The sequence below is a fragment of the Emticicia sp. W12TSBA100-4 genome, assembly GCF_040253585.1.
Lineage (GTDB): Bacteria > Bacteroidota > Bacteroidia > Cytophagales > Spirosomataceae > Emticicia.
In genome coordinates, this window is record NZ_JBELAU010000018.1 from 14639 (window position 1) to 40232 (window position 25594).

A 25594-nucleotide genomic window follows, 5' to 3' on the forward strand; every position below is an offset into this window, starting at 1 on the left:
GTGGCACATTTTTAAAAATATGCCACGTTTTTTCATAATCACACGAGATATTCGTATATTTTCGTAATTCTACTTTCGTAAATCGTTTTACGCAATACTCATTTCCAAAATCTCGGCTACAACCGCAGGAGTAATATCAGATTTTTCACCAAAATTTACGCCTCTTTCTTCAAAACGTTGCTTTATTTTGCCAATCGTTTCTTCGTTTACACCATATTCACTGGCTTTGATTGGCAAACCTAACGATTCATAAAATTCGCCAGTTTTCTGAATTGCTCCAGTCACCAATTCGTCATCGGTTCCGCTCAAATTCCAAACTCTTTTGGCATATTGAATCAGTTTTGCTCGTTTATCTGCTTTTTTGTACTGCAATAAATGGGGCAACACAACTGCCAGCGTTCGGGCGTGGTCAACACCATGAAAAGCGGTGAGTTCATGCCCAATTTGGTGGGTTGCCCAATCTTGTGGCACGCCCAAACCAATCCAACCATTGAGAGCCACCGTGGCTGCCCACATAAAATTGGCACGAGCTTCATAGTCAGTCGGATTTTCGAGCGTTTTTGGTGCAACCTCAATCAACGTCTGAATGACCGATTCGGCAAAACGATCTTGAATTTGAGCATCAACTGGGTAAGTCATATACTGTTCCATGACGTGCGTAAAGGCATCGGCAATGCCATTGGCAATTTGGCGTGGTGGTAATGAATACGTAGTTTCAGGGTCAAGAATCGAAAACTTTGGGTAAACCAATGGTCCGCCCATTCCTTTCTTTTCGTGAGTAGATTTCTTGCTGATTACTGCATAATAATTCATTTCTGAACCCGTAGCAGGCAAAGTCAGCACCGACCCCAACGGAATAGCTGTCTTATATTTTGCTTGTCCCGTTACAATTTGCCAAGCATCGTCACTATCAAATGGAATGGCTGCGGCAATAAACTTAGTACCGTCAAGTACCGAGCCACCGCCAACGGCTAATAAGAAAGTTATTTCTTCTTTACGCCCCAGTTCGACGGCTTGCATGAGTGTTTCGTAAGTAGGATTGGCTTCGATTCCGCCAAATTCTACGATATTTCTACCTTCGAGGGCTTTTTTTACTTGTTCGTAAACCCCATTTTGGAAAATACTGCCACCGCCATAAGTAAGCAAAATCTTTGCATCGGCAGGAATTTGTTTACTTAATTGAGCAATCTGACCTTTGCCAAAAAGTATTTTTACTGGATTTTGATAGACGAAATTATTGAACATTAGCTTTTTGTTTGATGATTCTATCTATTTCAAACAAAGCTATTTTGAATAAAGTTTTTCCGACAAATATTAAATAACCACGGAGGCACGAATTACATAGATTTACACTGAGATAAACTCTGTGAAACTTTGTGTAATCCGTGCCTCCGTGGTAAAAAATCATTCAGGAATATCCATCCGAATTCGCCATTCTTTCGGTAAATAATTATTCATTCTATTGCCAATGACTTTCATAAAACCAAGGTTTAGGCCTTCGTATCGAGCCAGAAGCCAACCATTTGGTGCATTTTCGATCAAAATCTGTTCTTTTTTTAGAAACTTTAGAGCATCTTCTTTCGATAAATCAACGAAAGGCAAATTGGGAGAAATGACCGAACTCAACGCTAAATCATGGCTCGGAATAAAATCTTCGCCTTTGAATTGTCCAATCTCGAAGCCCGACGAACGTTTTTGTAAAACCCTCAAAATTGTCGAATATTCGTTAGATAAATTGGTCGGAATCGCTACGATTGCTCCTTCTGGCTTTTCATAAAAATCGAAATTTTCAGGGTTTGCCAGCCATTTTTTCAATAATTCAACTTTTTTCTGTGGTACACGGTTGAACTTTACTTTTCCTCTTACTTCGGCTCTTGAGCCTTGTGTTTTGCGGAAAATAGCCAAATAAAAACCCTCACCTTTGGTTTTATGCGGATAAAACTGATAACCAAAATTTTTCTCAGTAATATTCCACTCGGTAGGAATAGTTAGTTTAACTTCTTCAAAATCAGCGATTTGCGTAAGCCATAAAGCATTTTCTTGATTTTCTTTTTCATTATATGTGCAGGTCGAGTAGCACAAATAACCATTTGGAGCAACCAACATTGCCGCTGCTTGCAAAATACGCTTTTGGCGAGCCGAGCAAAGTTGTACACTATCAACCGACCACTCGTTGCGTGCTTTAGGGTCTTTTCTGAAAAGCCCTTCGCCCGAACAAGGAGCATCGGTCAGAACTAAATCAAAAAAGCCTTCCAAGTCAATCATATCTTCGGGGTCGTGGTTGCTCACGATATAGTTCGGAAAACCCCACTTTTCGAGGTTTTCTTTCAATGGTGCAACTCTACTTTTAATCACTTCATTGGCAACTAAAAGACTTTTTTCGTTGAGCAACGAAGCCAAAAGAGTAGTTTTTCCACCAGGAGCAGCACATAAATCCATCACTCTGACTGGTTTTTCAAAATCGAGTGTTTGTTTTGCTGCTTCGGCTACAAACATTGAAGAGGCTTCCTGCACGTAATATGCCCCCGCATGAAATGCAGGGTCGAGTGTAAAAACAGGACGCTGTGGTAAATATCGCCCATCTGCATTCCATTTTACGGTCTCCAAGTTTTCTCCCAATAGAGCATCGGCCGATACCTTTTTACGAGGATTCAGTCTAATAGCTGTTGGCGTTTCTTGTTCGAGACTTTCGGCAAAAGTCGAATATTCAGCACCAAGGATGTGCTGCATTTGGGCTACAAAATTTTCGGGTAAATTCATTTACTTTTCATTAACAGTAAAAGTGCAACGCTCGACGTCTTAATGGCATCTTAAAGAAAGATATGAGAAGTGTGACAAGAGACATGAGAATAAAGCTTTTCAATTTCACATTCTTTTGTCAAATTAATTTAACCAAATCGCCTATTCGAGAATATTACTCATTTTTTTACAAATTTAATTAAAACTGATTACTAAAATGAGAACTATGTTCAAAACACTTGTATTTGTGTTGTTGGCAAACTTGAGTTTTGCCCAGATTTTTGTTGGTGTGCGTGGAGGCGTTACGGGCTCAACCATGACAAAATTCAAATTGATTGAAAATATTATACCCGATTTTAAACTTTTACCAGCTCCATCGGGTGCCATTTTTGTCGAATTGCCAATTTCTGAACGAATTTCGATTCAACCCGAATTGGCTTTTACTCAGAAAGGTTTTGCGATAAATGAATCTTTTAATGTGGGTGGAGGCGAAAATTTATTTGGAATCAATATTCCGATTGGTGGACGAATTGCTCTGAAAAATAACCATTTAGAAGTACCAATTTTGGCAAAATTCAAACTTGGAGACTCAAATCATGGACACACCTATATTTTATTGGGGCCATCAGTTGGGTATTTGTTTGATTCAAGAACCGTGATTCGTGTACTAAATATTTTTCCGATTCGTACGGGGCTTGGCACTGGGCTTTTCAAAGATGCCGAATTGAGTGGAGTAGGAGCGTTGGGTTACGAAATTCCATTTAAAAATGGTAAGTTTTTCATGGAAGGGCGTTATCAACATGGTTTCTCTCGTGTACTAAATTTGCCTTTGGTACAATTACCCGTAAGAAATCAAACCGTAGGTTTTTCGGTGGGTTTATCGTTTGCTTTAAGGTCGAAGCTGAGAGAGGTCTAAAGCGAAAATAAAGGCTAAACAAAAAAGGAAGTCTTCGCTAAAGGGGGACACCCAGTCCGAAGACTTCCTTAAACTTAATCGTCCGTGTACTATTAGATTTGAACTCTTTTAAAAGCTGTGATTTTCAAGCCTTTCAAAGTTGATTCTAATAATTGAGCGATTGTCAAGTTATTATCTTTTACGAAAACTTGGTTCAATAAAGTATTTTCTTTGTAGAATTTACCTAATTTACCCATGGCAATTTTCTCCAACATGGCTTCTGCTTTACCTTCTTGGCGAGCAACTTCCATACCGATTTCGATTTCTTTTTGAACGATGGCTGGGTCAACATCGTCTTTGTCAAGACCTACTGGCTTCATCGCTGCAATTTGCATCGCTACGTCTTTACCAACCTCAGTTACGTCAGTTCCTTGAATATTATCAAAAGCAACTAATACACCTAATTTACCAGTTGAGTGGCTGTATGATACAACTTGCTCAGCTTCTACAAATTGGTAATCAGTTACAACGATTTTCTCACCGATTTTACCCACTAATTCGATGATAGCCTCTTCAACAGTGCGGCCATCAGCCATTTTAGTAGCCAATAAAGTTTCTTTATCTTTTGCGTTATTTTCTACGCCTGTTTTTAAAACATCAGCTGCTAACTCACGGAATGAATCAACTTTAGAAACTGGCTCAGTTTCGCAAGCTAATGCTAAGATTGTAGCATTTTTACCGTTATCGCTAATCAATACTAATCCTTCATTTGTTTCGTTGTCAGCACGTTTTGCTGCTACTTTTTGTCCAGCTTTACGAAGAACCTCTACCGCTTTGTCGAAATCTCCTTCTGCTTCTGTCAAAGCTTTTTTACAGTCCATCATACCCGCTCCTGTCATCTGACGGAGTTTGTTTACATCTGCTGCTGTGATATTCATTTTATGTTTTTATTAAGTTTGTATTAATACTTTATCTTTTGAAACAGAACAGCCCAAAACTTTCGCTTCGGGCTATTCTATCTGAATTATATCATTAGCCTTATATTAAGCTTCTGTTTCTTCGTCTGCTACGGCAGGAGTTTCTTCTGCTACTACTGCTTCAGGTGAAACAATAGCTCTTGCTTCGTCAACTGCACGTTTTGCATCTTCTTCATCTTGTAATGCAGCGTTGTCTTTGTCAACTTTACGCTCCATGATACCTTCTTCGATAGCCTTACCGATAGCCAAAGTAATCAAGGCTACTGATTTGTAAGCATCATCGTTTCCTGGGATTGGATACTCAACTGCTTCAGGGTTTGAGTTAGTATCGCAGATTGCAATTACTGGAATACCCAAACGGTGAGCTTCTGAAACTGCAAGGTGTTCACGCTTAACGTCAACAACAAACAAAGCAGCAGGAAGTCTTGATAAGTCAGCTACACCACCCAACAATCTGTCAAGTTTGATACGCTCACGGTCAAGCATTAAACGCTCACGTTTTGCGATATTTTTAGCAGTAGCTTCGTCTTTCAACATACGCTCTACATTTTGCAATTTCTTCAAAGATTTCTTGATTGTTGCAAAGTTTGTAAGCATACCACCTAACCAACGCTCAGTTACGTAAGGCATTTTTAAGCGACGTGCTTCTTCAGCAACGATTTCTTGAGCTTGTTTCTTCGTAGCTACGAACATGATTTTGCGTCCAGAACGAACGATTCCTTTTACAACTTCTTGAGCGTCTTCTAAACAAGCAAGAGTTTTGTTAAGGTCGATGATGTGGATACCGTTTTTCTCCATGAAGATATACGGTGCCATTTTTGGGTCCCATTTACGGGTAAGGTGACCGAAGTGTACACCTGCATCCAATAATTCTTTGTACTCTAATTGTGCCATTTGACTAATTAGTAAGATGTAAATAATAAATTAAACTACGCAGCACAGCACACCGGACACGATTAAGTGCTGTCTGGACTATAAAATAGATTTACGAATGAAGAATTACGATTTACGAATAAAGAGTAATGAGCTTCATATAAAAACTGCGAAGTACAAATAGAAAAATTCGTAGTTTGTACCTCGTAATTCGTAAATAATATTAACGTTTCGAGAATTGGAATCTCTTACGTGCTTTACGACGACCTGGTTTTTTACGTTCAACCATACGTGCATCACGAGTTAAGAAACCTTCTTTTTTCAACGCTGGACGGTTTTCTGCATTTGCTTCACACAAAGCACGAGAAACTGCCATACGAACAGCTTCCGCTTGTCCAGCAATTCCACCACCGTTTACGTTTACTTTTAAATCATACTGACCAGCCGTGCTTGTTGTAGCAAATGGTTGGTTCAAGATAATTTGGAGAATTTCTGAAGGGAAATATTCCTTCAAACCTTTTCCATTGATAGAAACTTCACCATTTCCCGCTTTCATGTAGATACGGGCTACAGCTGTTTTTCTTCTACCTACTGCGTTGATAACTTGCATTTGTATATAGAAATTTGAAAATATTCTGAATAAATAAAGAAATTGTTTTGGCTATCAGTAAGTTGGTTATTGGGAAATTGGTCAAACGACTTACTCACAACTAATAACCAGTAACTAATAACAAATCACCAAATTATAATTCAATAGTTTTTGGTGTTTGAGCTGCGTGTGGGTGTTCAGAACCAGCGTAAACATACAAGTTTGTATATAGACGACGACCTAAAATGCCCTTTGGTAGCATACCTTTTACGGCCATTTCTACCACACGACGACCATCTTTTGCCATTAACTCACGTGGAGTAGCAAAACGTTGTCCACCTGGGTGTCCTGTATGACGGATATAAACTTTATCAGTCATTTTCTTTCCTGTCAAACGTATTTTTTCTGCATTGATAACAATTACGTTATCGCCACAGTCAACGTGAGGAGTAAAGTTTGTTTTGTTTTTACCACGAATAATATTCGCAATCTGGCTACACAAGCGGCCCAATACTTTGTCGGTAGCATCAATAACTACCCATTCTTTATTAACGGTTTCGCTGTTAGCTGAAATCGTTTTGTAACTTAAATGCTTCACTGTTTTGTTTATTTTAAATGTTCGATACGCTTGGCTTCCCAAACGGTTTGAAAAAAGCATTTGTCATCTATTTTTAGCTTTCACTCCCAACTGCTACGACTACCTTTCGATGACTTTTTCCACGAAGTTATGGGGTGCTGAAACAACACTTGATTCGCTTCGGAATTAGCGTTTCTCCCTAACTTAAATTCTCCCTCGAACAAACGGGCTACGCTACGAGGGTGGTATTTTGGGGCTGCAAAATTATAAATTTCTTTTAATAAAAACAATAACTTACGAATTATTTTATGCGTAATTAGTTGATATGAAGATAAGAACGTAAATTTGTAGCAGTATTAAGCATCTTCACAGCTACATTTATAAACATACCCAGTTAGACCCACCAAAAATCATGAAATACATTATTACCTTTTTGCTGTTAACATTTATGCTACCTAAGAGCTTCGCTCAATGGAAATCTAACGAAACCACTCCTTCAATGGTGAGTGCAGCACCTGACTTTCAGTATGCTGTACTTTATTCTATTGACGATGACGGAAATAGCTTTTACGTGTGGGCTGATTATAGAAGTAATCTGATTGATTTATATGCCCAAAAGCTTGATGCTAAAGGCACACCTCAATGGACAAAAGATGGCTTACGCATAGGCAGAATCTTAGATAAAAGCACATTTATATATACTCCCAAATTAATAAAACCCGATGGCAAAGGTGGTGCGTATATTTTGTGGCATAGATGTATTGATGTAAGTAGAACCGACCGCAGAAATTTATATGCTCAGTATGTTTCGAGTGAGGGAAAAGCTCAATGGGCGGCCGATGGTGTGAAGGTGACTGACCAAGAACTCACAAGTGATGATGCCAACGATGGTGTTTTGGAATTGAATGACCTAAAAAATGATAAATTGTTGATAACTTTCAATGTTTTCAATCGCTCGACTAATAATAATGTAGTTTTTACAAAAAAGCTGAATTATGCAGGGAAAGTTGTTGAAAATGAAGTAAAATTGTTTGAAGCGAAAGGATTAGAAACGAAGGTTTTGTACGATGAGAAAAACAGCAAATTTATTGCCCTAATAAAAGACCCAAGCACCGATTATTCGTTCCAGTTGTTTGATGCGACTAATAAGGCAATAATTCCGCTAACCTCTGCTTTACCAAACCCATTTTCGGGAAATACTCGCATTGATTTATTTAAAGTTGATGCAGAAGGTAATGCAATCGTTGGTAGAACACTTACGGCATCGGATAGGAGAACCGTATTTGTGCATAAAATAAATAAGGATGGAAAGAATTTATGGGGAAGTAGCGGCGTGAATTTAGGTTCAAACTCAACTTTTGATGTGCAGATTGTACCAACGAGTGATGGTGGTGGATTGGCCACTTGGATTGAAACAGGCGATAAATCAAGACCTTTTCAGATGGCAAAAATCAATGCCAGTGGAAGTATCATTTGGAAAAAAGATGTCTTTACACCACGTTCTGATAAATCTTATTTTCTGCCAAATAAGCTCATTTCGGATGGAAAAGACGGAGTTTATACGTTGTGGTTATTTCCTAAAAATATTGGCTATGACCTAACGGTTCAGCACTTTGATTCAAATGGAAATCCAAAGTTTGGCGAAGATGGCGTGGCGATAAAAGATTATACTTTTTTTAGTGATTATCGTTTAATGCTTCATCCAAAAACGGGTGGCGTAATTGTGCTTTATGGCTGTAATAAAGAATTGGAAGATGGCCGTGGTGGCTCAGTAGATTTATACACCAATTATTTTACTGAAACTGGTAAGATTGGCTTAGAGGTGCCACCGAGTATTACAGTTGCTTCGCCAAGTCCAAATAGTTTTTGTGCGGGACAAAGTTTTTCTATTACATTTACTACTGCTGACGGTAGTTTTAATCTCGATAATAGATTTAGAGTGTTACTTTCTGACAAAACTGGGAATTTTGATAAAGCGATTGAGTTAGGAAATGATACTCGCAGAACGGTGAATGTAAAAACTACACAAGATTTAGAGAAAGGAACTTACAAAATAAAGGTAGTTTCTACCTCGCCCGTCATTGAAAGTGTGAATACCGTTGAAATTACGGTGGGAGATACGGGTGTTCCGATAATAGCATCTGATAAATTATCTGTTTGTGCAGGTGGAAACGAAAGAGTAACCTTGACTTCGAGTAGTTGCAAAGATGGTTTATTGAAATGGTCGAATGGTTTAACCAGTTCTTCTATTGCGGTTTCGCCAGTTGGTAATACAACTTATACTGCGACCTGTGCGATTTCGGGTTGTAAAGAAAGTGCGGTTTCAAATTCGATTTTGATTCAAGCAGTTAAATTGGTGGTTACAGCCAGTAATACTGGTCCATATTTTGAAGGTGAATTGTTGAGACTGAGCAGTGCTTCGAGCACAGGAACCGCTCCGCTGAAATACGAATGGACTGGGCCAAATAGTTTTGCTTCGACGGTGCAGAATCCGAGTATTTTGAATATTTCGGTGAGTGCTTCGGGTACGTATAGCGTAAAAGTAACTGATGCCAATAATTGCCAAGGAAATGCTCAAACTGAAGTGAAAGTTAGTCCAATTTTGGCCAATGAAGCTCCGAAAGGTGCTGAGGTAAGTATTTACCCGAATCCTGTAAGCGAGCAATTGAGTGTGTCGTTTGATACCGAACCAAACAAGCAAATCAGCATAACGATTTTAGATAGTCGAGGTCGAGTGATTGAGCAACGAAAACTAAAATCAGTAGGTGGAAATCAACAGGAGAAATTTGATATTAGAAACCTAACGAGCGGCCAGTATCTGCTCAAAATAAACACTTCGCAGCAAGAAGCAGTTAAGAAGATAGTAATTAGTCAGTAATAGACCGAAGGTCTAAATAAACCAATAAAAATGTCGTTAAAAACATATTTCCTACAAGTAAAAGAAGTCGTACAAGAAACGGCTGATAGCGTAACCATTTATTTTTGGCATCCATTAAGCGAGCAAATCAAGTATAAAGCAGGGCAGTTTATTACGATTATTGTACCAGCGGGCGAAGGTGGTAAGAAAGTACGTCGTAGTTATTCGATGTCCACTTCACCACATAGCGATACTGCCATTGGAGTAACCGTGAAGCGAGTAGAGGGTGGTTTGGTTTCTAATTACCTCAACGATAACGTAAAAGTAGGCGATTTCTTAGAAGTGCTTGAGCCACTGGGTAATTTCTTCGTAGAGCCAGATGCCGATAAAACTCGTCACTTAGTGCTTTTTGCAGCAGGAAGTGGTATTACACCGATGATGTCAATCACAAAGTCGGTGCTGAAAATGGAGTCAAATTCTCGTGTAACTATCATTTACGGAAATCGTAGCGAAGAAACTATTATCTTTAAAAGCAAACTCGAAGAACTCGAAGCTCAGTATGGTTCACGCTTGGTTGTGCATCATTTGTTGAGCCGTCCATCAAGTGTTTGGGTGGGAAAATGCGGTCGAATCAATCAAGGAGCAGCTATCAGAATCATGAAAGAGGCGGATACTGATTTCTCAAAAGATAATTTTTATCTCTGCGGGCCTGTTGGTATGATGGAAGACGTAATTGCTGGTTTGGGTATTTATAATGTATCGAAAGACCGTATCCACCGTGAAAATTTCCATGCTCCGATGGTTGAAGACGAACCTCAAGAAACCGACGAATCGCTACAAACTCAGACCGTAAAAGTGAAATACAACGGCGATGAATATGAGTTTGAAGTGCAACCGCACCAAACGATTTTGGAAGCGGCTTTAGACTTGGATATTGATTTGCCGTATTCTTGCCAAGCGGGTATGTGCACGGCCTGTATGGGTACTTGTACGGAAGGAAAAGTAAAACTCGATGAAGAAGATGGTCTGACCGAAAAAGAACTCAAAAGAGGCTTGATTCTTACTTGCGTAGCTCACCCGATGTCGAAAGGTGTGGTCATTGAGATTGATTAAGAAAGAGATTTTAAAAGTATTTTTTATGCCATAAATTGCTTTAAAAGAGCGATTTATGGCTTTTTTATTCCTCAATATTTCTCAAAAATTCAATATTTCTTGCTATTATTGCAGTATAAATTTAGCTATAAACATGACAGCAACAACTCTTAAAAAGCACGTAAGATATATAACTGATGCAAAAGGAAAACCTACGGATATTATTATTAGCTTGAAAAACAAGGAGGTTAGAGAATACATCGAAGACTTGATGGATACACAAGAAGCTATGGCAAGAGATGACGATGATACTATCCCTTGGGAAGAAGTGAAGGCTAATTTGTATAAAAAACATGATTAAATATGGGGTACAAAATAGTTGTTCACAAAAAAGCTCAAAAAGAGCTGGAGAAACTGTCAACGTTTTCGAAAATTCATGCTGAAAAAGCCATAGACGATTTAGCAGAAAATCCTTTTCCTGCGGGCTATAAAAAGCTTTCAGGATTTAAGAGCGATAGAACATCAATTAAGCAGTGTTATAGAATCAGAGTGGGGGATTATAGAATTATTTACACAATCGAACAGGAAATTATTACTATCACTATTGTACAAGTCAAAAAGCGTGGGGATATTTATTAAGCAATCAAGGAAGACTTAAAAACATTGCCTGCTTAGTTCGGATAAAATTTTCATTTTAAGCCACAGATTATTTACTTTTGTAATAATCTGTGGCTTTTTTGTTCGTTATACCCCCAAAACATAAACTTACTTCCGTGCTTTTTAAAAACAGAAAAATACTTTTGCTGGCTATTATTTGTAGCTTTTTTGGTTTACTGACTTCGTTTATTTTACCCCAAAAAACTCCGCCCGATTATCTCGCTCGTCAAGAACGCTGGGCTGATAGTTTACTTTCAACCATGACATTGGAGGAGAAAGTTGGACAATTATTTATGATTGCTACTTTCTCGAATCGTACCGAAACTTACTACCAACAAGTAGAAAATAATATTGCAACGTATCATCTTGGTGGTCTGATTTTCTTTCAGGGAGGGCCGTATCGCCAAGCACGTTTGACGAATCGTTATCAACAAATTTCCCGTATCCCGCTCATGATCGGTATGGATGCTGAGTGGGGTTTGGGTATGCGGCTCGATAGTGTCATTGAGTTTCCGAAACAAATAACGCTCGGTGCTATTCAAGATAATAATTATGTCGAAAAATTTGGTGAAGAAGTCGGCCGTCAATGCAAGCGTCTGGGCATTCACGTAAACTTTGCTCCTTCGGTCGATGTCAATACCAACCCCAAAAACCCGATTATCAATTATCGTTCGTTTGGTGAATCTCAGTATAATGTTGCCGAAAAAGGTGCGATGTATATCAAAGGAATGAAAAAATACAATGTCATGGGAAGTGCCAAACATTTTCCAGGGCATGGCGATACCGACCAAGACTCTCACCGAACGCTTCCTTGGGTGAGTCATTCGATTGATAGATTGAACGAAGTAGAGCTTTACCCTTTCCGAAAACTTATTGCCGACAGTGTGGCTATGGTCATGACTGGGCATTTATTTGTGCCAGCTCTTGAGCCTCGCACCAATACGCCAACCTCAATTTCTCGCAAAATTGTGACCGAAACCATCAAAGAGAAAATGGGTTTTGAAGGAATTGCCATTACTGATGCCCTCAATATGCGGGGAATTACGGCAGGTTTACAAGCAGGCGAACCAGAATTATTGGCCTTTTTGGCAGGAAATGACATTTTATTGCAATCGGGGAACCTTCCTGCGGCATTTAACAGAATCAAAGCGGCAGTAGAAAGTGGACAAATTCCGATAGCAGAACTGGAGGCTCGTGTAAAGAAAATCTTAAAGTCGAAATTTTGGGCGGGTTTGAATAATTATAAACCAATCGAAATGGCTGGTTTGGGCAGTGATTTAAACAACAAAAAAGCCACTGACTTAAAAGCTGAATTGTTTGAGCAGGCCGTAACAATCATCAAAAATCAAGATAATTTATTGCCTTTTGTGAATATTGATACTACGAGTTTTGCATCGGTGGCTATCAGTGCCGAATCGGGTAATGAGTTTCAGAAAATGCTGAGTCAATATGCCAATTTTAGGCATTTTGCTGTACCTTTTAAACCTGCGGCTGATAAAGATGTAGCGTGGGTTTTAGAAGAGGCTTCTAAGTATAAAGTAGTAGTGGTAAGCGTGCATGATATGAACAGCCGAGGTGATAGAAACTACGGCGTTTCGCCAGCAACGATTTCGTTTATAAATCAACTTCGACAAAAAACCAAAGTGGTTGTAGTAGGTTTTGGGAATCCATACGGCATGAAATTATACGATGGCGTGCCAAATTTAGTTTGTGGCTATGAAGATGAAATTGCTTCACAGCGAGTTGTGCCACAGATTTTATTTGGTGCATTGCCAGCCAAAGGGAAATTGCCAGTGACGGTCACTTACGAGCAGAAAGTAGGAAATGGCGTGCAAACCGAACGCATCGGAAGGGTATCTTTCGGAACTCCCGAGAGCGTAGGCATGAACGAAAAAAAACTCAATGAAATTGAACAGATTGTGCAGCAAGGCATCAGTAATCGGGCTTTTCCTGGATGTCAGGTTTTGGTAGCTCGTAATGGAAAAGTAGTTTATAATCGAAATTTTGGTACACTTCGTTATGATATTTATGAGCCAGTAAACGACCAGACACTTTATGACATTGCATCAATGACCAAAGTTTCGGCAACATTACAAGCGGTTATGCTTTTAAACGAAAGAGGTGCGATTGATTTGAATGAAAAAGCCTCAACCTACCTACCCGAAATGCGTGGAACTAACAAAGAAAATATGTTGGTTTCGGATATTCTGATGCACCAAGCTGGTTTGGTGGCGTTCATTCCGTTTTGGGAGAAAACCAAGTCGGGAGGAACTTTTAAAAGTGATTATTATCGTTTCGCAAAAGATAGTGTAAATCTGCAAGTATCTGATAATCTGTATATTACGCCCACCATCCGAGATTCAGTTTGGCGTTGGGTGCAGCAATCAAAACTTATCAATGTCTATGATAGATTGGGTGGATATAGGTTTACTTATAGCGATTTAGGTTTGGTTATTCTTCAAAAAATGGTTGAGAGAATCACGAATCAGCCACTCGATGAATTTGTGGAACAGAATATTTACGAACCCCTCGGAATGACATCAACGCTTTATAATCCGAATACAAAATTTGCCAAAAATAATATTGCTCCAACCGAAAACGATGCACTTTTTCGAGCCTCACAGATTCAAGGAACCGTGCACGACCCAAACGCCGCTTTGCTTGGTGGAGTGGCTGGCCATGCGGGACTTTTCAGTAATGTGAGCGATTTAGTGAAACTTTATCAGATGAATTTGCAGAAAGGTTATTATGGCGGTCGTCAGATTTTGTTTCCTACAACCGTTCCACATTTTGCCCGAAATTATACACAACGCAGTCACCGAGGACTCGGCTGGGACAAACCCGAAGCAGGAGATGATAAACCCGTAATTGCGATTGATGCCTCGCCCAAAACTTTTGGTCATACGGGCTTTACAGGCACAGCCGTGTGGGTTGACCCTGAGCGAGATTTAATTTTTATTTTTCTTTCAAACCGAGTTTATCAAAGTTCGGCCAATAATAAAATCAATACTTTGAAGATTCGTAAACGTATCCACGAAGTTATCAACGCTGCCATTATTCAATAGTCTTAGATTTTACACGCCCAACGTTTGTGTTTCATAGAACTTTATGCTAATTTGCTCTCAGATAAAGACAACCCTTTCTATGAACAAAATAACTATCTTCCTTTCATTTCTTTTTCTTTCATTCACTTTTACTACGTTGGCACAAAAGAAGAAATCAATCATTCGAACCCTCATTGTTGATGGGCAAAATAACCATGTTCAATGGCCCAAAATAACCTTCATGATGAAGAATTATTTGGAAGAAACAGGTAAATTTAAAGTAGATGTGCAACGAACAAAATATACATGGTTGGGGGAAGAATTTATAAAGAAATTCCCAATTGAAGGACTTGGCGAAACCGAAGCAATGAAAAAATCGCAAATAGACCCTGATTTCAAACCAGATTTTTCAAAATATGATTTAGTAATTTGTAATTTTGGTTGGAACGCTGCTCCGTGGCCTGAAGAAACGCAAAAGAATTTTGAGAAATACATGAAAAAAGGCGGAGGATTGGTAGTAATTCATGCCGCAGATAATTCGTTTCCACAATGGCCTGACTACAATAAAATGATTGGTTTGGGTGGCTGGGGCGATCGTACCGAAAAAGATGGCCCTTATGTGTATTATAACAACGAAGGACAAATTATACGTGATAATTCCGCAGGTAAAGCGGGTTCGCACGGGCCAGAGCATGAGTATGTGATTGAAATCAGAAATTCGGAGCATCCGATTACGAAAGGAATGCCAACAAAATGGCTACACGCCAAAGATGAATTGTATGACCGACTCAGAGGACCAGCCGAGAATATGGAAGTATTGGCAACTGCGTTTTCGGCAAAAGATAAGAGAGGAACTGAGCGTCATGAACCAATGTTACTCACACTTAACTACGGAAAAGGTAGGATTTTCCACACACCAATGGGGCATATTGATTACTCTGTCGAATGTGTAGGCTTTATCACTTGTTTGCTTAGAGGCTCGGAGTGGGCCGCTACTGGTAAAGTTACATTGCCGATTCCGCAAGACTTTCCAACTGCCGAAAAGACAAGTAGTAGAACATTTAAATGATATTTTTAGAAGGTAATCCACAAAAACTTTGTGGATTACTTATTCAGCATACTAATTTTTCCTCGCTCGAAATCCATAAACAGAAAATCAAACGGGTCGATGTATTGATTATTTTTCTTCAATGTATAATGTAAATGCGGCCCAGTTACCGTTCCCGTAGCACCTACTTCTCCAATTACCTGCATTCGCTTCACATGTTGGCCTTTCTTTACCGAAATTTTATTTAAATGGCCATAAATCGACTCAAAACCGTAGCAATGTTTGATTTTGATGTAATTTCCTAAATCAACCTTAAAACCAACGTCAATCACATCTCCATCGCCCGTTGCAATGGCTTTTTCGCCTGTTGCTCCTTTCAAGTCAATACCACGATGAAACAACGAAACTTTATGCACAGGGTGATTACGAAAACCATAAAATGAATTGATATTGACTTCTTTTTTCATCGGATAACCCGCAGGAATTGCATTGATGAAGTTTTCTTTGAATGGGTCGCTGTAAATATGGCGAAGCATATCATTAATCTCAACCATCGGTGTGAGTTGGGTTTCCCAATAATCTTCTTCGGGAGGGTTATTGCTCGCAAGTTGTGAAAAAACCGAAAAATTTATGGACAGCAAAAATATTATTAACGTTACTTTCTTCATTATCAAATATCGAATGTGGATACAAAAATAAGTCGTTTGTCTATTAAAAAGTACTTTATGTTGTAAACATTCAATAGATTCAACGTATAGTGCTAAACATTCTTGTTGTCCAGAAGGTTAAATAAACTCGGTTTAGTACTTTTTTTTGCCTTCATAAATCCATAAGGTTTAATATTCCGAAAGTATATACAGCAATTCAATTCTCTATTTTTTTCAAGAGAAATTGGTGCAGCGACCGTTAATATTTTTTTAAACTTGCTATATAAATTGCCTTCTAATGGGGCAACTACGTATTTCCTGAAATGAAATTAATCTATCAAGTCATATCATTGTGCTTGGTCTCTTTTGTTGTACTTGCATCTCTGACCCGAAAAGATGACTCTCCACAAAAGAAATACTTGATAGATGCTACGCTACAAATTCAAAAACAACTTATTCCAACTACCTCAATTTCTCAAATCAGAGAATCTTATAAATCATTCGAAATACTTTGTTTTTTTGTGAAAAATGAAGATTTATTCATTGAAAATGCTCAAATTTTACAAAAATTAGAACGTTTTATTACTCAACAAGAACTTGATAAACTGAGTATAAATCTCGGGGAATTAGTGTTTGATTTACAAGAACTCAGTGAAATTGATTGGGTAGATGCTTACCTTAAATCTGTACGAACAACCTATCTGCTCACACTCACAGGTTGGAAAACTAATCAATCATTTGAGCAAAAAAAAGCAGAAGCCCAAGCCCAAATCCGAACGCTTCGATTCTTAAATACGCTTCAAAATTGGTCAAATAAACAGCAAATAGATAAATTTTTATACGATTACCACGAAGTTCTAAATAAGGGGGAAATTGACTGGAAAAGCTTATACATTGACTTCGTTTTACCCATCGAAAAAGCATATTTAGCTAATATAGATATTACGAAATCAACACTTTTTGAAGAAGTTTTATCAAGTGAAAACAAGCCCGATACATCAAAGATTTCTCTTGGGAAACTACTTTTCTATGAAACGGCACTTTCGTCCAATTTCAAGCGTAGTTGCTCATCGTGTCATCGTCCGCAAAAAGCTTTTTGTGATAACAGGCAGACAAGTTTAGGATTTCAGTTAGGTACAAATCTTATGAGAAATTCGCCCACGCTTATCAATGCTTCTTACAATACATCATTTTTTCACGATGGTCGAGCGGTCGACATTCCTTCGGTTATCGCTTCGGTTGTGACTCATCCAGATGAATTTCGCAATGATTTCCCAACCATCATCAAACGTCTTTCTTCGAGTGAAGAATATGTTCAAAAATTTGAGAAAGTTTATCAACAAAAAAGTATTAATCAGCTTCAAATTCAAGATGCTCTCACGGTTTTTATTAAATCATTATCAAGCAAAAAAAGTGTTTTTGATGAATGGGTACGAGAAAAAAACACTACGGTCGATTTATCGGAAGGTTATAATGTTTTTATGAAAAACTGTGCCTCATGTCATTTTGCTGGTACTTTTTCGGGTTTTTTGCCACCATTTTATACAAAAAATGAATTTTATGATGGTATAAAAACTCCAACATTACGAAATATTTTACTCACACAGCCATATATGCACGATGGCAGATTGACCGAATTATCGGATGTAATAAAAAAACACTACGGAGAAAAACTTTCAGACCGAGAGCACCAAGCATTAAAAACGTTTTTAGAGTCATTGACAGATTCTGAAATAGATAAAACAGAACCCAAAAGTTTACCCATAATGCCAATTGCTCTTAATCGAAAAGTTGGCGGATATTATTAAAAAAAACAGTAATCCAAAAAGAAAAAAAATGAAAAAACAACGATTATTTTTGCTCGTAGCCATATTATTTGGTTGTATGCAATTAAACGCTCAAAAGCAAAATTTGACAGGCGTTTGGAAAATACAAGTGCCGCACGGCATTTTGGCGATGGATGTAAGCAATGATAGTAAGAAAATAGTAACGGGTGGTTTATCAAACCAACTAACAGTTTGGGAATTGGCTACTGGTAAAAAATTAATTGAACTAAAAGGTCATACTGATAACATAGTTTCGGTACGATTCAGCCCCAATGGTCGATATATTGTGAGTGGTGGCGTTGATAAAACAATTATTCTCTGGGATGCCATCACGGGAGATATTATTCGTCAGAAAATCGATCATGGAGATTATGTGCGTGATTTAGTGTTTAGCCCTGATAGCAAAAGTTTTGCGAGTGCAAGCTGGGATGGAACAGCCATCATTTGGGATACTTTTTCGGGGCAAAGAATCAATACTATTTCGTCGCACAACGATAACGTAACGGCAGTTGATTTTAACTTCGATGGCAGCGAACTCATTACAGGTAGCGGTGACCACTCAATTTGTGTATGGGACACTAAAACTTGGGCAAAAAAATACGAACACAAAGAACACACCGATGAAGTTTGGGATGCACGTTTTTCGCCAAACGGTCGCTACATCGTTAGCGGAGCTTGGGATAATATGTGTCGTGTGTGGGATATTGCCGCCAAAAAGCAAGTTTTCAGAATCAATGCTCACGTTTCAGATGTTTGGTCAACTACTTTTACGCCTGACCAACAGCTAATCGTGACGGGCGGAGGTGATAATTATGTAAGGGTTTGGGATGTAACCAATGGTGAATTAGTGGCCGAATCTCCCGAAGGAATGCACAATGGTTCGGTTGAGTCGGTGGCGGTGAGCCAAGACAATAAAAACATTGTGAGTGTTGACCGCAACGGTAATTTGGTTGTGTGGCATTTGCCTACTTATGAGCAGCGAATTTCGGCCTATACCAACCGAAAATATGAAGAATGGTCGAAAAAGAGCCAATACGAAAAACAAGAAGAGTATATTTCGAGACTCGAAAAGAAAACCGATTTTATTGAAGATTGGAAAAAAGAATATCAAGCTCTTTCGGTGAATACGTTTATAAAAATGACCGATTGGACAAACTTCCAGATTCTCGGATATGATGCCGAAAAGAGCGTTTTTAAGTTAAGTTCTCCGTATTTTGGTAAAGTTGCAGTAAAAGTGCCGAACCGTGATGCCGAAAAATTTGAGCAATCATTCAAGTCAGCCACCTTTGCCGAGCCTACTATTTCGCTTACCGAAAAAGGTTTTATTTTGCAAAAAGCAACTATTCAGCTTGACCCCAATTCAAGAAAAAATTACACGATTAGCCCCTTGTTTGATGACGAATTAGGCGAAGTGATAGGCAAACAATAACAAAGACTGATTATGAAAAAAATAATTGTTTTGTTGTCGTTGCTTAATGTAGGAATGACAACCGATAAACCTCGCCGTGAATTTTACACGCATAGTAAGCCAAAAGCGGTTTCTTTTAGCACCGATGGTAGTCTGATAGCCGCCAGTTTTGAAGGTTCGATGGAAGTTTATCACACACGAATAGGACTCCGAATAAAAAGTTTTTCCACAGAAAACCTAATAACGGATATAGATGCATCGCCAAACGAGCCAAATATCGTGGCTTGTGCCGATAAATCAAATAGCATTGTGTTTTGGAATATTGAAAAAGGAGAAATTCAAAAGAAAATCACGCTAAAAGAAGCAATAAAAAGCATTGAGTATCAGAAAGATGGGCGTGAGATTTTGGTGAATACTGGCAAAAATGTAAGTTTTTATGAGGTACTTTCAGGAAAAAAAACGCAGACATTTAAGACCACAAATGCCGTTTTAATGACCTATAATCAAGCGAGCCAAATATTGGCTACATCGCATCCCGATAACACAATAACAGTTTGGAATTTAGCGACTAATAAAAAACTTTTTGTATTGAATAAACACAAAGGTAAGATTACGCAGATTGCTATCAATAAAGATGGGAGCCAGCTCATTAGCTCGTCAATTGATAAAACAATCAGGGTTTGGGATTTGAAAACTGGACAAGAAACAAAGAAAATAGCGTATAATGCAGCTTTCAATTGTGTAGTCTATGATTTAAACGAAAATCATCTCATTTCGGCATCAGATGATAAGAAAACGATTGTTTGGGATATCGCTGCCGAAACACCAACAATTCTGAATCAATATGAAGGACAGAGCGAAGCTACTTTTGTAAGCCGCCACCCAAAAGAACAAATTTTGTTATCGGGCTACAACGATACAGTTTTACAGACTTGGTTAATGAAGTGATAGAATCTTAGCTTATTTTTAGAAAGCTCTCTTGGTAAAGGAGAGCTTTTTGTTTAACAATCCACCAAGTTTTTTAGTTAAGCTTTCATGAACATTGTCTGGTTTAAAAGAGACTTACGCCTAAGCGACCACGCACCTCTCAAGGCTGCCATCGAAGATGGAGAGTCGTTTTTGATGCTTTATATTTGGGAGCCTTCGGTCATGACCGACCCACATTATAGCCCAAGACACTGGAATTTTGTGCAACAGTCACTTGATGACCTTAATGCTCAGCTCTCGGCAGGAAATGCTCTGCTTTCCATTACTATTTTAGAAGGTGAAGCCGAAGCTATTTTCAACGCCATTCATCAAAAATATCAGCTAAAAAAAGTATTTTCTTACGAAGAAACGGGACTGAAAATTACTTATGACCGAGATAAAATTCTGACTAACTATTTCAAAGAAAATAGTATCGAATGGCGAGAATTTCAAACCAATGGTATTGTAAGAAAGCTAAAAAATCGTGAAAACTGGTCGGAGCTTTGGAAAACCCACATGCACCAAAAAACCGACGAGCCAGATTGGACAAAACTAAGAAACCCATGTTTGATTTTTGATGAAGAAAACGAGATTTACAAGCAGTTTCTCCCTAAAAAATACTACCTAAAGAACGATAAAGAAAATAAACCAATTTTTCAGCCAGGTGGCGAAACTTACGCTCATCGCTATCTACAAAGTTTCTTGAATGATAGAGCCAAAAATTATTCAAAAACTATCTCAAAACCGCTTGAAGCTCGCAAAAGTTGCAGCCGACTTTCGCCCTATATTGCTTGGGGAAATTTGTCGATTCGGCAAGTGTATCAATATACCCAAAACGCAAAAAAAAGAGTTTCTTACCGCCGAGATTTAGAAAACTTTGCCTCTCGACTTCACTGGCATTGTCATTTCATTCAGAAGTTTGAAATGGAAGACCGCATGGAGTTTGAAAATATCAATCGAGGCTATGATAATTTACAAAAAGCTGAAAATAAATATTTTATTAAACAATGGGAGTCTGGAAAAACGGGCTATCCGCTCGTGGATGCTTGTATGCGATGTGTTTGTGAAACGGGCTATTTGAATTTTCGGATGCGAGCAATGGTGGTTTCGTTTCTTACGCACCAACTTTTTCAACATTGGAAAGGAGGAGCGGTTTTTCTCGCCCAACAATTCCTTGATTTCGAGCCAGGAATTCACTATCCGCAATTTCAGATGCAAGCGGGTGTTACGGGCATGAATACCGTCAGGATGTATAATCCTGTGAAACAATCGCAAGACCATGATCCGCACGGAGTCTTTATTAAAACTTGGGTAAAAGAACTCGAAAATTGCCCCGAAAACTTTATCCACGAACCGTGGAAAATGACACCAATGGAGCAAGATTTATATGGTTTTCGTTTGGGGGAAAATTATCCTTTTCCAATAATTGATTTAGAACAAACCACTAAATTTGCCAAAGATAAACTCTGGGGAATCAGAAAAAACATTGAAGTAAAAGCCGAAAGCAAACGAATTTTGAGCAAACACGTTGTGCATCGTAAGAAAAAGAAATAATTTTGGAAAATACTAACAATTATTCAATAAGTGAAGAACCATAAATCTTATATCTATCTCCTGACCTCCATGTACATCGCAGGAGTAATTGGCCTAAACATCAATACTACTGCCGAACTTTTTAAGTTTCTCACGCCATTCAATTTGGTGGCATCGTTGGGTATTTTGCTCTATTTTCACAACGATTGGAATCGGAATTTTATCATTTTTGCCATCATTACCTTTCTGACTGGCTATTTCATTGAGGTCATAGGTGTAAAAACTGGACTAATTTTTGGACATTATCAATATGACCGAACTCTCGGATTTGAGATTCTTGATGTACCGCCAGTCATTGGTGTCAATTGGCTTTTGTTGGTTTATTGTGTCGGGAGTTCATTTTGCCGAGTCAATCAACCACTTTACATCAAAGTAATTTACGGAGCAATGCTAATGACAATGTTCGATTTTCTGGTCGAGCCAATCGCCATTCGTTTAGAAATGTGGTCGTGGTTTGGGCTGCTTCCACCAGTTCAAAACTACGTTGGTTGGTTTCTTGTTTCGGCGTTTTTGCTCACACTTTTTCACTGGTTGCCGTTCCGAAAAGACAATAAAATTGCCTTTTGGCTGTTGATTCTTCAAATATCTTTTTTCGGAGTACAAAGTTTGTTATTTTAATTTTCAAGTCATTACAACTTTTTCCTATCAAATCGAATCATTACTTTTGAAAGACTATTATTTACTTATTTTCGCCCAAACATCCGCTAATTTTATGAAACGCTCGCTAAAAATTTTTATCGGAATCTTAACTGGTTTTGTGGCCATAACAAGTTGTGAAAACCAAGCAGAAGAACTTACCTCAACTGCAATAGAAAGTTCACTTCTCTCGAAATACATTTCCGTAGGAGGTTCACTAACAGCGGGTTATACCAACGGAGGGCTTTATCGAGAAGGACAATTAGCGTCTTATCCAAATCTCGTTGCTCAACAGGCAGGCGTAAAATTTGACCAAGCTCTTTTTCCAGTAGGACAAGAAAACGGAACAGGTTATTGGGCGACAACTCAAAATAATACTTCGCTTCAATTCGATAAAATTTCTGATAAACTTGCAGTACTTACAACTTCTCCACTCACTTTGGCAAAATATTCGGGAAGTGTAGCAAATAATTATGGAGTAGTTGGTTTGCGAGTTTCGGATGTCAATAAAGCAGGTTTTGGTAATGCTAAAATACAAGGTTTTAACCCATTTTTCGAGCGAATTCTTCCCGCAGGAAAAGAAGAAACATCATACACTGATTTTGTGAAAGAAAGTAATGCTACCTTTTTTACGGTAAGTATTGGTGAGCAAGATTTATTATCTTATGCAACTTCGGGTGGTAAAATCTCCATGACTGAAACATCTTCGTTTGCCCTCAATATTCAAAAAATGCTCGATGCGTTGGTAGTAAATAAAGCAAAAGGGATACTGACTAATATTCCAAATGTACTTGATTTGCCCTACTTTAATTTTTATACCTTCTCAGAACTTGCAAAAAAACTTGGTACTACCGAAATTTATATCACAACAGGCAATGGAATCGTGCGGGCAGCTACAGCTAACGACAAAATATTGATTGAAGCTATTGCGAATGTAGGTAAGCTAAATGCAGGAAACCAAAAGAAAGGTTTTACAATGACTTATCCGCTCACAACAGAAGAAGTTTTGGATAAAGATGAAATAAGTATTATCGCTTCACGTTTAAGTGATTTTAACGGTATTTTGAAGTTTGAGGCCGAAAAACGTGGAATCGTTTTGGTAGATTTGAATAGCTTATACGCCCAAGTAAATAACAAAAACTATTCGGTAAATGGTGTAAAATTCGATAATTCTTTATTTACAGGGGGCTTTTTTAGCCTTGATGGAATCAGTCCAACGCCACGAGGATCGGCAGTTATTGCCAACGAAATCATTAAGGTTATCAATGAAAATTATAAAAATTCATTAAAAACAACGATTCCTTCGCTTGATGTTAGTAATTTTGAGGCTCTGAAAGTCAAACAAACCCAATTTTAGATAAAAAGGTCTAAAACTGAGAAGCGAATAAATAATGAAAATTTCAATCGTTACGGCCGCCTACAATTCTGCGGCAACCATCAAAGACACCATTGACAGTGTACTCTCACAAGATTATCCCGACATTGAATATATCTTAGCTGATGGTGGCTCAAAAGATGGTACGGTTGAAATTCTGAAATCTTATGGCGATAGAATCAGGTGGGTTTCCGAAAAAGATAGCGGTATTTACGAAGCCATGAACAAGGCCGTTAAGATGGCCACTGGACATGCCGTTGGTGTAATGGGGGCTGATGATTTTTATCCTGATAATCAAGTTATTAGCAAAGTAGCAAAAGCTTTTGAAGACTCAAAAGCCGATTCGGTTTATGGTGATTTATATTACGTTGAAGCCGAAGACTCTAACAAGATTGTAAGAAATTGGAAGTCAGGCAAATATGACCATAATCGTTTTTTGAATGGCTGGATGCCACCTCATACCGCTTTTTTCTTGACAAAAGCCGCTTATGATACTTACGGGTTATACGATACCTCTTTCCGAAGTGCAGGCGATTACGAGTTGATGCTCAGGATGCTTTATCGATACAAACTTTCTTCTTACTATATTCCTGAAGTTTTAATGAAAATGAGAGTAGGAGGAAAGAGTAATGCCTCAATCAAAAATCGTATTAAAGCTAATAAAGAAGACCGTCGAGCATGGGAAATGAATGGTATACAACCTCGTTGGTACACCCTTTATGCTAAGCCACTTTCTAAGGTTTTTCAATGGATTTTGAAGTAATACTTTTGATTTGTTTCATCAATGAATAATGATGCTTTGAAGGGTCGCAAACATTCTTCATTCTTCATTCTTCATTCTTCATTAATAGTTATGTCTTCACACCATATCGTACGAGAAAAACAAGAGCCAGCACTCATCATTGCTAATGGCGAAAGTTGTAGCTCCGACCTTCTTGGGCAGCTCCTTGAGTGGAGTCCGTTTGTAGTAGTGCTTGATAGTGCCATTCACCGTGTGATGTCACTGGGAATCAAGGTTGATGTGCTTCTGGGCGATTTTGATAGAGATATTGATTTAGAAGAAATTGAGCAAAGTCAGTACCCAATAGAGATTGTTCATACACCCGACCAGAATAAAACAGACCTCGAAAAAGCCTTTGATTTCTTAATAAATAGGGGTTTCCCTGCAGTAAATGTGGTTTGGGCAACTGGTCGCCGTGCTGACCACTCTATCACAAATATGACCAATATTATTCGTTACAAAAGTAAACTTTCTATCGTAATGATAGATGATTATTCGGTCATTTACCCCCTTCTACCCCTTCCTAATACCTTTGAAAAATGGTACGCAAAAGGTTCACAAATTTCACTTATTCCGATAGGTGACACTATCAATATACGAACAAAAAACCTGCTATATGAGCTTGATAATGAGCAACTTACACTTGGTTATCGTTCGGGTAATAGTAACGAGGCTGCCGAAGATGGTATTGTAAGTATTTCTTACCAATCTGGCGACCTTCTGCTGATGGAATGCCACGATTAATTTATGTTTTTTTCAATGTGGATAACTTTTTCAGAATTTATTTTTTTTTCTGAAAATAAAATATTTACATTTGTCAATGAAAATATAACCAAACTACTGCAATAGAAAACCTCAATTTAGAAAGAAAAAAGTATTTGCTTCATGTGGATAACTTTTTTTATTAAACTTTTCTAATCCACTCGTTAAGTAACTGATTGATTATTAGCTCTTAATAATTTCGTAACATTACACTTTTTTACTATCGGTAAATAGGTATAGGATTTTGATTTT

The 25594-nt window shown here is 38.2% G+C and carries 22 protein-coding genes; 15 read left to right on the forward strand and 7 right to left on the reverse strand.

Annotation, left to right across the window (positions count from 1 at the left end; genetic code table 11):
• Nucleotides 1-87 precede the first annotated feature (87 nt).
• Both ABR854_RS22605 and ABR854_RS22610 read right to left on the reverse strand, forming a co-directional pair.
• A complete protein-coding gene (locus ABR854_RS22605) occupies nucleotides 88-1245 on the reverse strand; it encodes an iron-containing alcohol dehydrogenase (RefSeq protein WP_350268125.1) in 1158 nt (385 codons plus the stop codon).
• 159 nt (nucleotides 1246-1404) lie between these two features.
• A complete protein-coding gene (locus ABR854_RS22610; RefSeq protein ID WP_350268126.1) occupies nucleotides 1405-2760 on the reverse strand; it encodes a methyltransferase RsmF C-terminal domain-like protein in 1356 nt (451 codons plus the stop codon).
• Between the two features lie 205 nt (nucleotides 2761-2965).
• On the opposite strand from ABR854_RS22610, the gene ABR854_RS22615 reads away from it, so the two are divergent.
• Nucleotides 2966-3655: a porin family protein gene (locus tag ABR854_RS22615; protein ID WP_350268127.1), complete on the forward strand. Its 690-nt coding sequence runs from the start codon at nucleotides 2966-2968 to the stop codon at nucleotides 3653-3655.
• 92 nt (nucleotides 3656-3747) lie between these two features.
• On the opposite strand, the gene tsf is transcribed toward ABR854_RS22615, so the two are convergent.
• From tsf to rplM, 4 genes are all read right to left on the reverse strand, one after another.
• Nucleotides 3748-4572, reverse strand: coding sequence for a translation elongation factor Ts (gene tsf / locus ABR854_RS22620; protein ID WP_350268128.1), 825 nt, complete (start codon nucleotides 4570-4572; stop codon nucleotides 3748-3750).
• A 105-nt stretch (nucleotides 4573-4677) separates the two neighbouring features.
• A complete protein-coding gene (gene rpsB / locus ABR854_RS22625) occupies nucleotides 4678-5505 on the reverse strand; it encodes a 30S ribosomal protein S2 (protein WP_350268129.1) in 828 nt (275 codons plus the stop codon).
• A gap of 202 nt (nucleotides 5506-5707) precedes the next feature.
• Nucleotides 5708-6094 carry a 30S ribosomal protein S9 gene (gene rpsI, locus ABR854_RS22630; protein WP_350268130.1) on the reverse strand — a complete coding sequence of 129 codons (387 nt, stop codon included), beginning with the start codon at nucleotides 6092-6094 and terminating at the stop codon, nucleotides 5708-5710.
• A gap of 133 nt (nucleotides 6095-6227) precedes the next feature.
• Nucleotides 6228-6671 (reverse strand): 50S ribosomal protein L13, encoded by a 444-nt coding sequence (gene rplM / locus ABR854_RS22635; protein WP_064197998.1) that lies wholly within the window; start codon nucleotides 6669-6671, stop codon nucleotides 6228-6230.
• A gap of 391 nt (nucleotides 6672-7062) precedes the next feature.
• Here rplM and ABR854_RS22640 point away from each other — a divergent pair, with 391 nt between their 5' ends.
• From ABR854_RS22640 to ABR854_RS22665, 6 genes are all read left to right on the forward strand, one after another.
• Nucleotides 7063-9528 carry a T9SS type A sorting domain-containing protein gene (locus ABR854_RS22640; protein WP_350268131.1) on the forward strand — a complete coding sequence of 822 codons (2466 nt, stop codon included), beginning with the start codon at nucleotides 7063-7065 and terminating at the stop codon, nucleotides 9526-9528.
• A 30-nt stretch (nucleotides 9529-9558) separates the two neighbouring features.
• A complete protein-coding gene (locus ABR854_RS22645) occupies nucleotides 9559-10620 on the forward strand; it encodes a 2Fe-2S iron-sulfur cluster-binding protein (protein ID WP_350268132.1) in 1062 nt (353 codons plus the stop codon).
• 133 nt (nucleotides 10621-10753) lie between these two features.
• A complete protein-coding gene (locus ABR854_RS22650; protein WP_350268133.1) occupies nucleotides 10754-10960 on the forward strand; it encodes a hypothetical protein in 207 nt (68 codons plus the stop codon).
• 2 nt (nucleotides 10961-10962) lie between these two features.
• Nucleotides 10963-11238: a type II toxin-antitoxin system RelE family toxin gene (locus tag ABR854_RS22655; protein WP_350268134.1), complete on the forward strand. Its 276-nt coding sequence runs from the start codon at nucleotides 10963-10965 to the stop codon at nucleotides 11236-11238.
• A gap of 134 nt (nucleotides 11239-11372) precedes the next feature.
• Entirely contained in the window at nucleotides 11373-14321 is a 2949-nt protein-coding gene (locus ABR854_RS22660) for a serine hydrolase domain-containing protein (protein ID WP_350268135.1), read from the forward strand.
• A 79-nt stretch (nucleotides 14322-14400) separates the two neighbouring features.
• Entirely contained in the window at nucleotides 14401-15369 is a 969-nt protein-coding gene (locus ABR854_RS22665) for a ThuA domain-containing protein (protein WP_350268136.1), read from the forward strand.
• Between the two features lie 35 nt (nucleotides 15370-15404).
• On the opposite strand, the gene ABR854_RS22670 is transcribed toward ABR854_RS22665, so the two are convergent.
• Nucleotides 15405-16016, reverse strand: a complete 612-nt coding sequence (locus tag ABR854_RS22670; RefSeq protein ID WP_350268138.1) for a M23 family metallopeptidase — start codon at nucleotides 16014-16016, stop codon at nucleotides 15405-15407.
• 302 nt (nucleotides 16017-16318) lie between these two features.
• On the opposite strand from ABR854_RS22670, the gene ABR854_RS22675 reads away from it, so the two are divergent.
• The 8 genes from ABR854_RS22675 to ABR854_RS22710 all read left to right on the forward strand — a co-directional run bounded on the left by ABR854_RS22675 (nucleotide 16319) and on the right by ABR854_RS22710 (nucleotide 25324).
• Entirely contained in the window at nucleotides 16319-17803 is a 1485-nt protein-coding gene (locus tag ABR854_RS22675) for a cytochrome-c peroxidase (RefSeq protein ID WP_350268139.1), read from the forward strand.
• Nucleotides 17804-17831: 28 nt separating this feature from the next.
• Nucleotides 17832-19250: a WD40 repeat domain-containing protein gene (locus ABR854_RS22680; protein ID WP_350268140.1), complete on the forward strand. Its 1419-nt coding sequence runs from the start codon at nucleotides 17832-17834 to the stop codon at nucleotides 19248-19250.
• A 12-nt stretch (nucleotides 19251-19262) separates the two neighbouring features.
• A complete protein-coding gene (locus tag ABR854_RS22685) occupies nucleotides 19263-20177 on the forward strand; it encodes a WD40 repeat domain-containing protein (RefSeq protein ID WP_350268141.1) in 915 nt (304 codons plus the stop codon).
• 87 nt (nucleotides 20178-20264) lie between these two features.
• On the forward strand, nucleotides 20265-21749 hold the full coding sequence (locus ABR854_RS22690) for a cryptochrome/deoxyribodipyrimidine photo-lyase family protein (protein WP_350268142.1): 1485 nt from the start codon (nucleotides 20265-20267) through the stop codon (nucleotides 21747-21749).
• A 30-nt stretch (nucleotides 21750-21779) separates the two neighbouring features.
• Nucleotides 21780-22406, forward strand: a complete 627-nt coding sequence (locus ABR854_RS22695; protein ID WP_350268143.1) for a carotenoid biosynthesis protein — start codon at nucleotides 21780-21782, stop codon at nucleotides 22404-22406.
• A gap of 94 nt (nucleotides 22407-22500) precedes the next feature.
• On the forward strand, nucleotides 22501-23781 hold the full coding sequence (locus ABR854_RS22700) for an SGNH/GDSL hydrolase family protein (protein ID WP_350268144.1): 1281 nt from the start codon (nucleotides 22501-22503) through the stop codon (nucleotides 23779-23781).
• 34 nt (nucleotides 23782-23815) lie between these two features.
• The gene (locus ABR854_RS22705) at nucleotides 23816-24562 is read left to right on the forward strand and encodes a glycosyltransferase family 2 protein (RefSeq protein ID WP_350268145.1); all 747 of its coding nucleotides are present in this window, start codon (nucleotides 23816-23818) and stop codon (nucleotides 24560-24562) included.
• 90 nt (nucleotides 24563-24652) lie between these two features.
• The gene (locus ABR854_RS22710; protein ID WP_350268146.1) at nucleotides 24653-25324 is read left to right on the forward strand and encodes a thiamine diphosphokinase; all 672 of its coding nucleotides are present in this window, start codon (nucleotides 24653-24655) and stop codon (nucleotides 25322-25324) included.
• Nucleotides 25325-25594 lie beyond the last annotated feature (270 nt).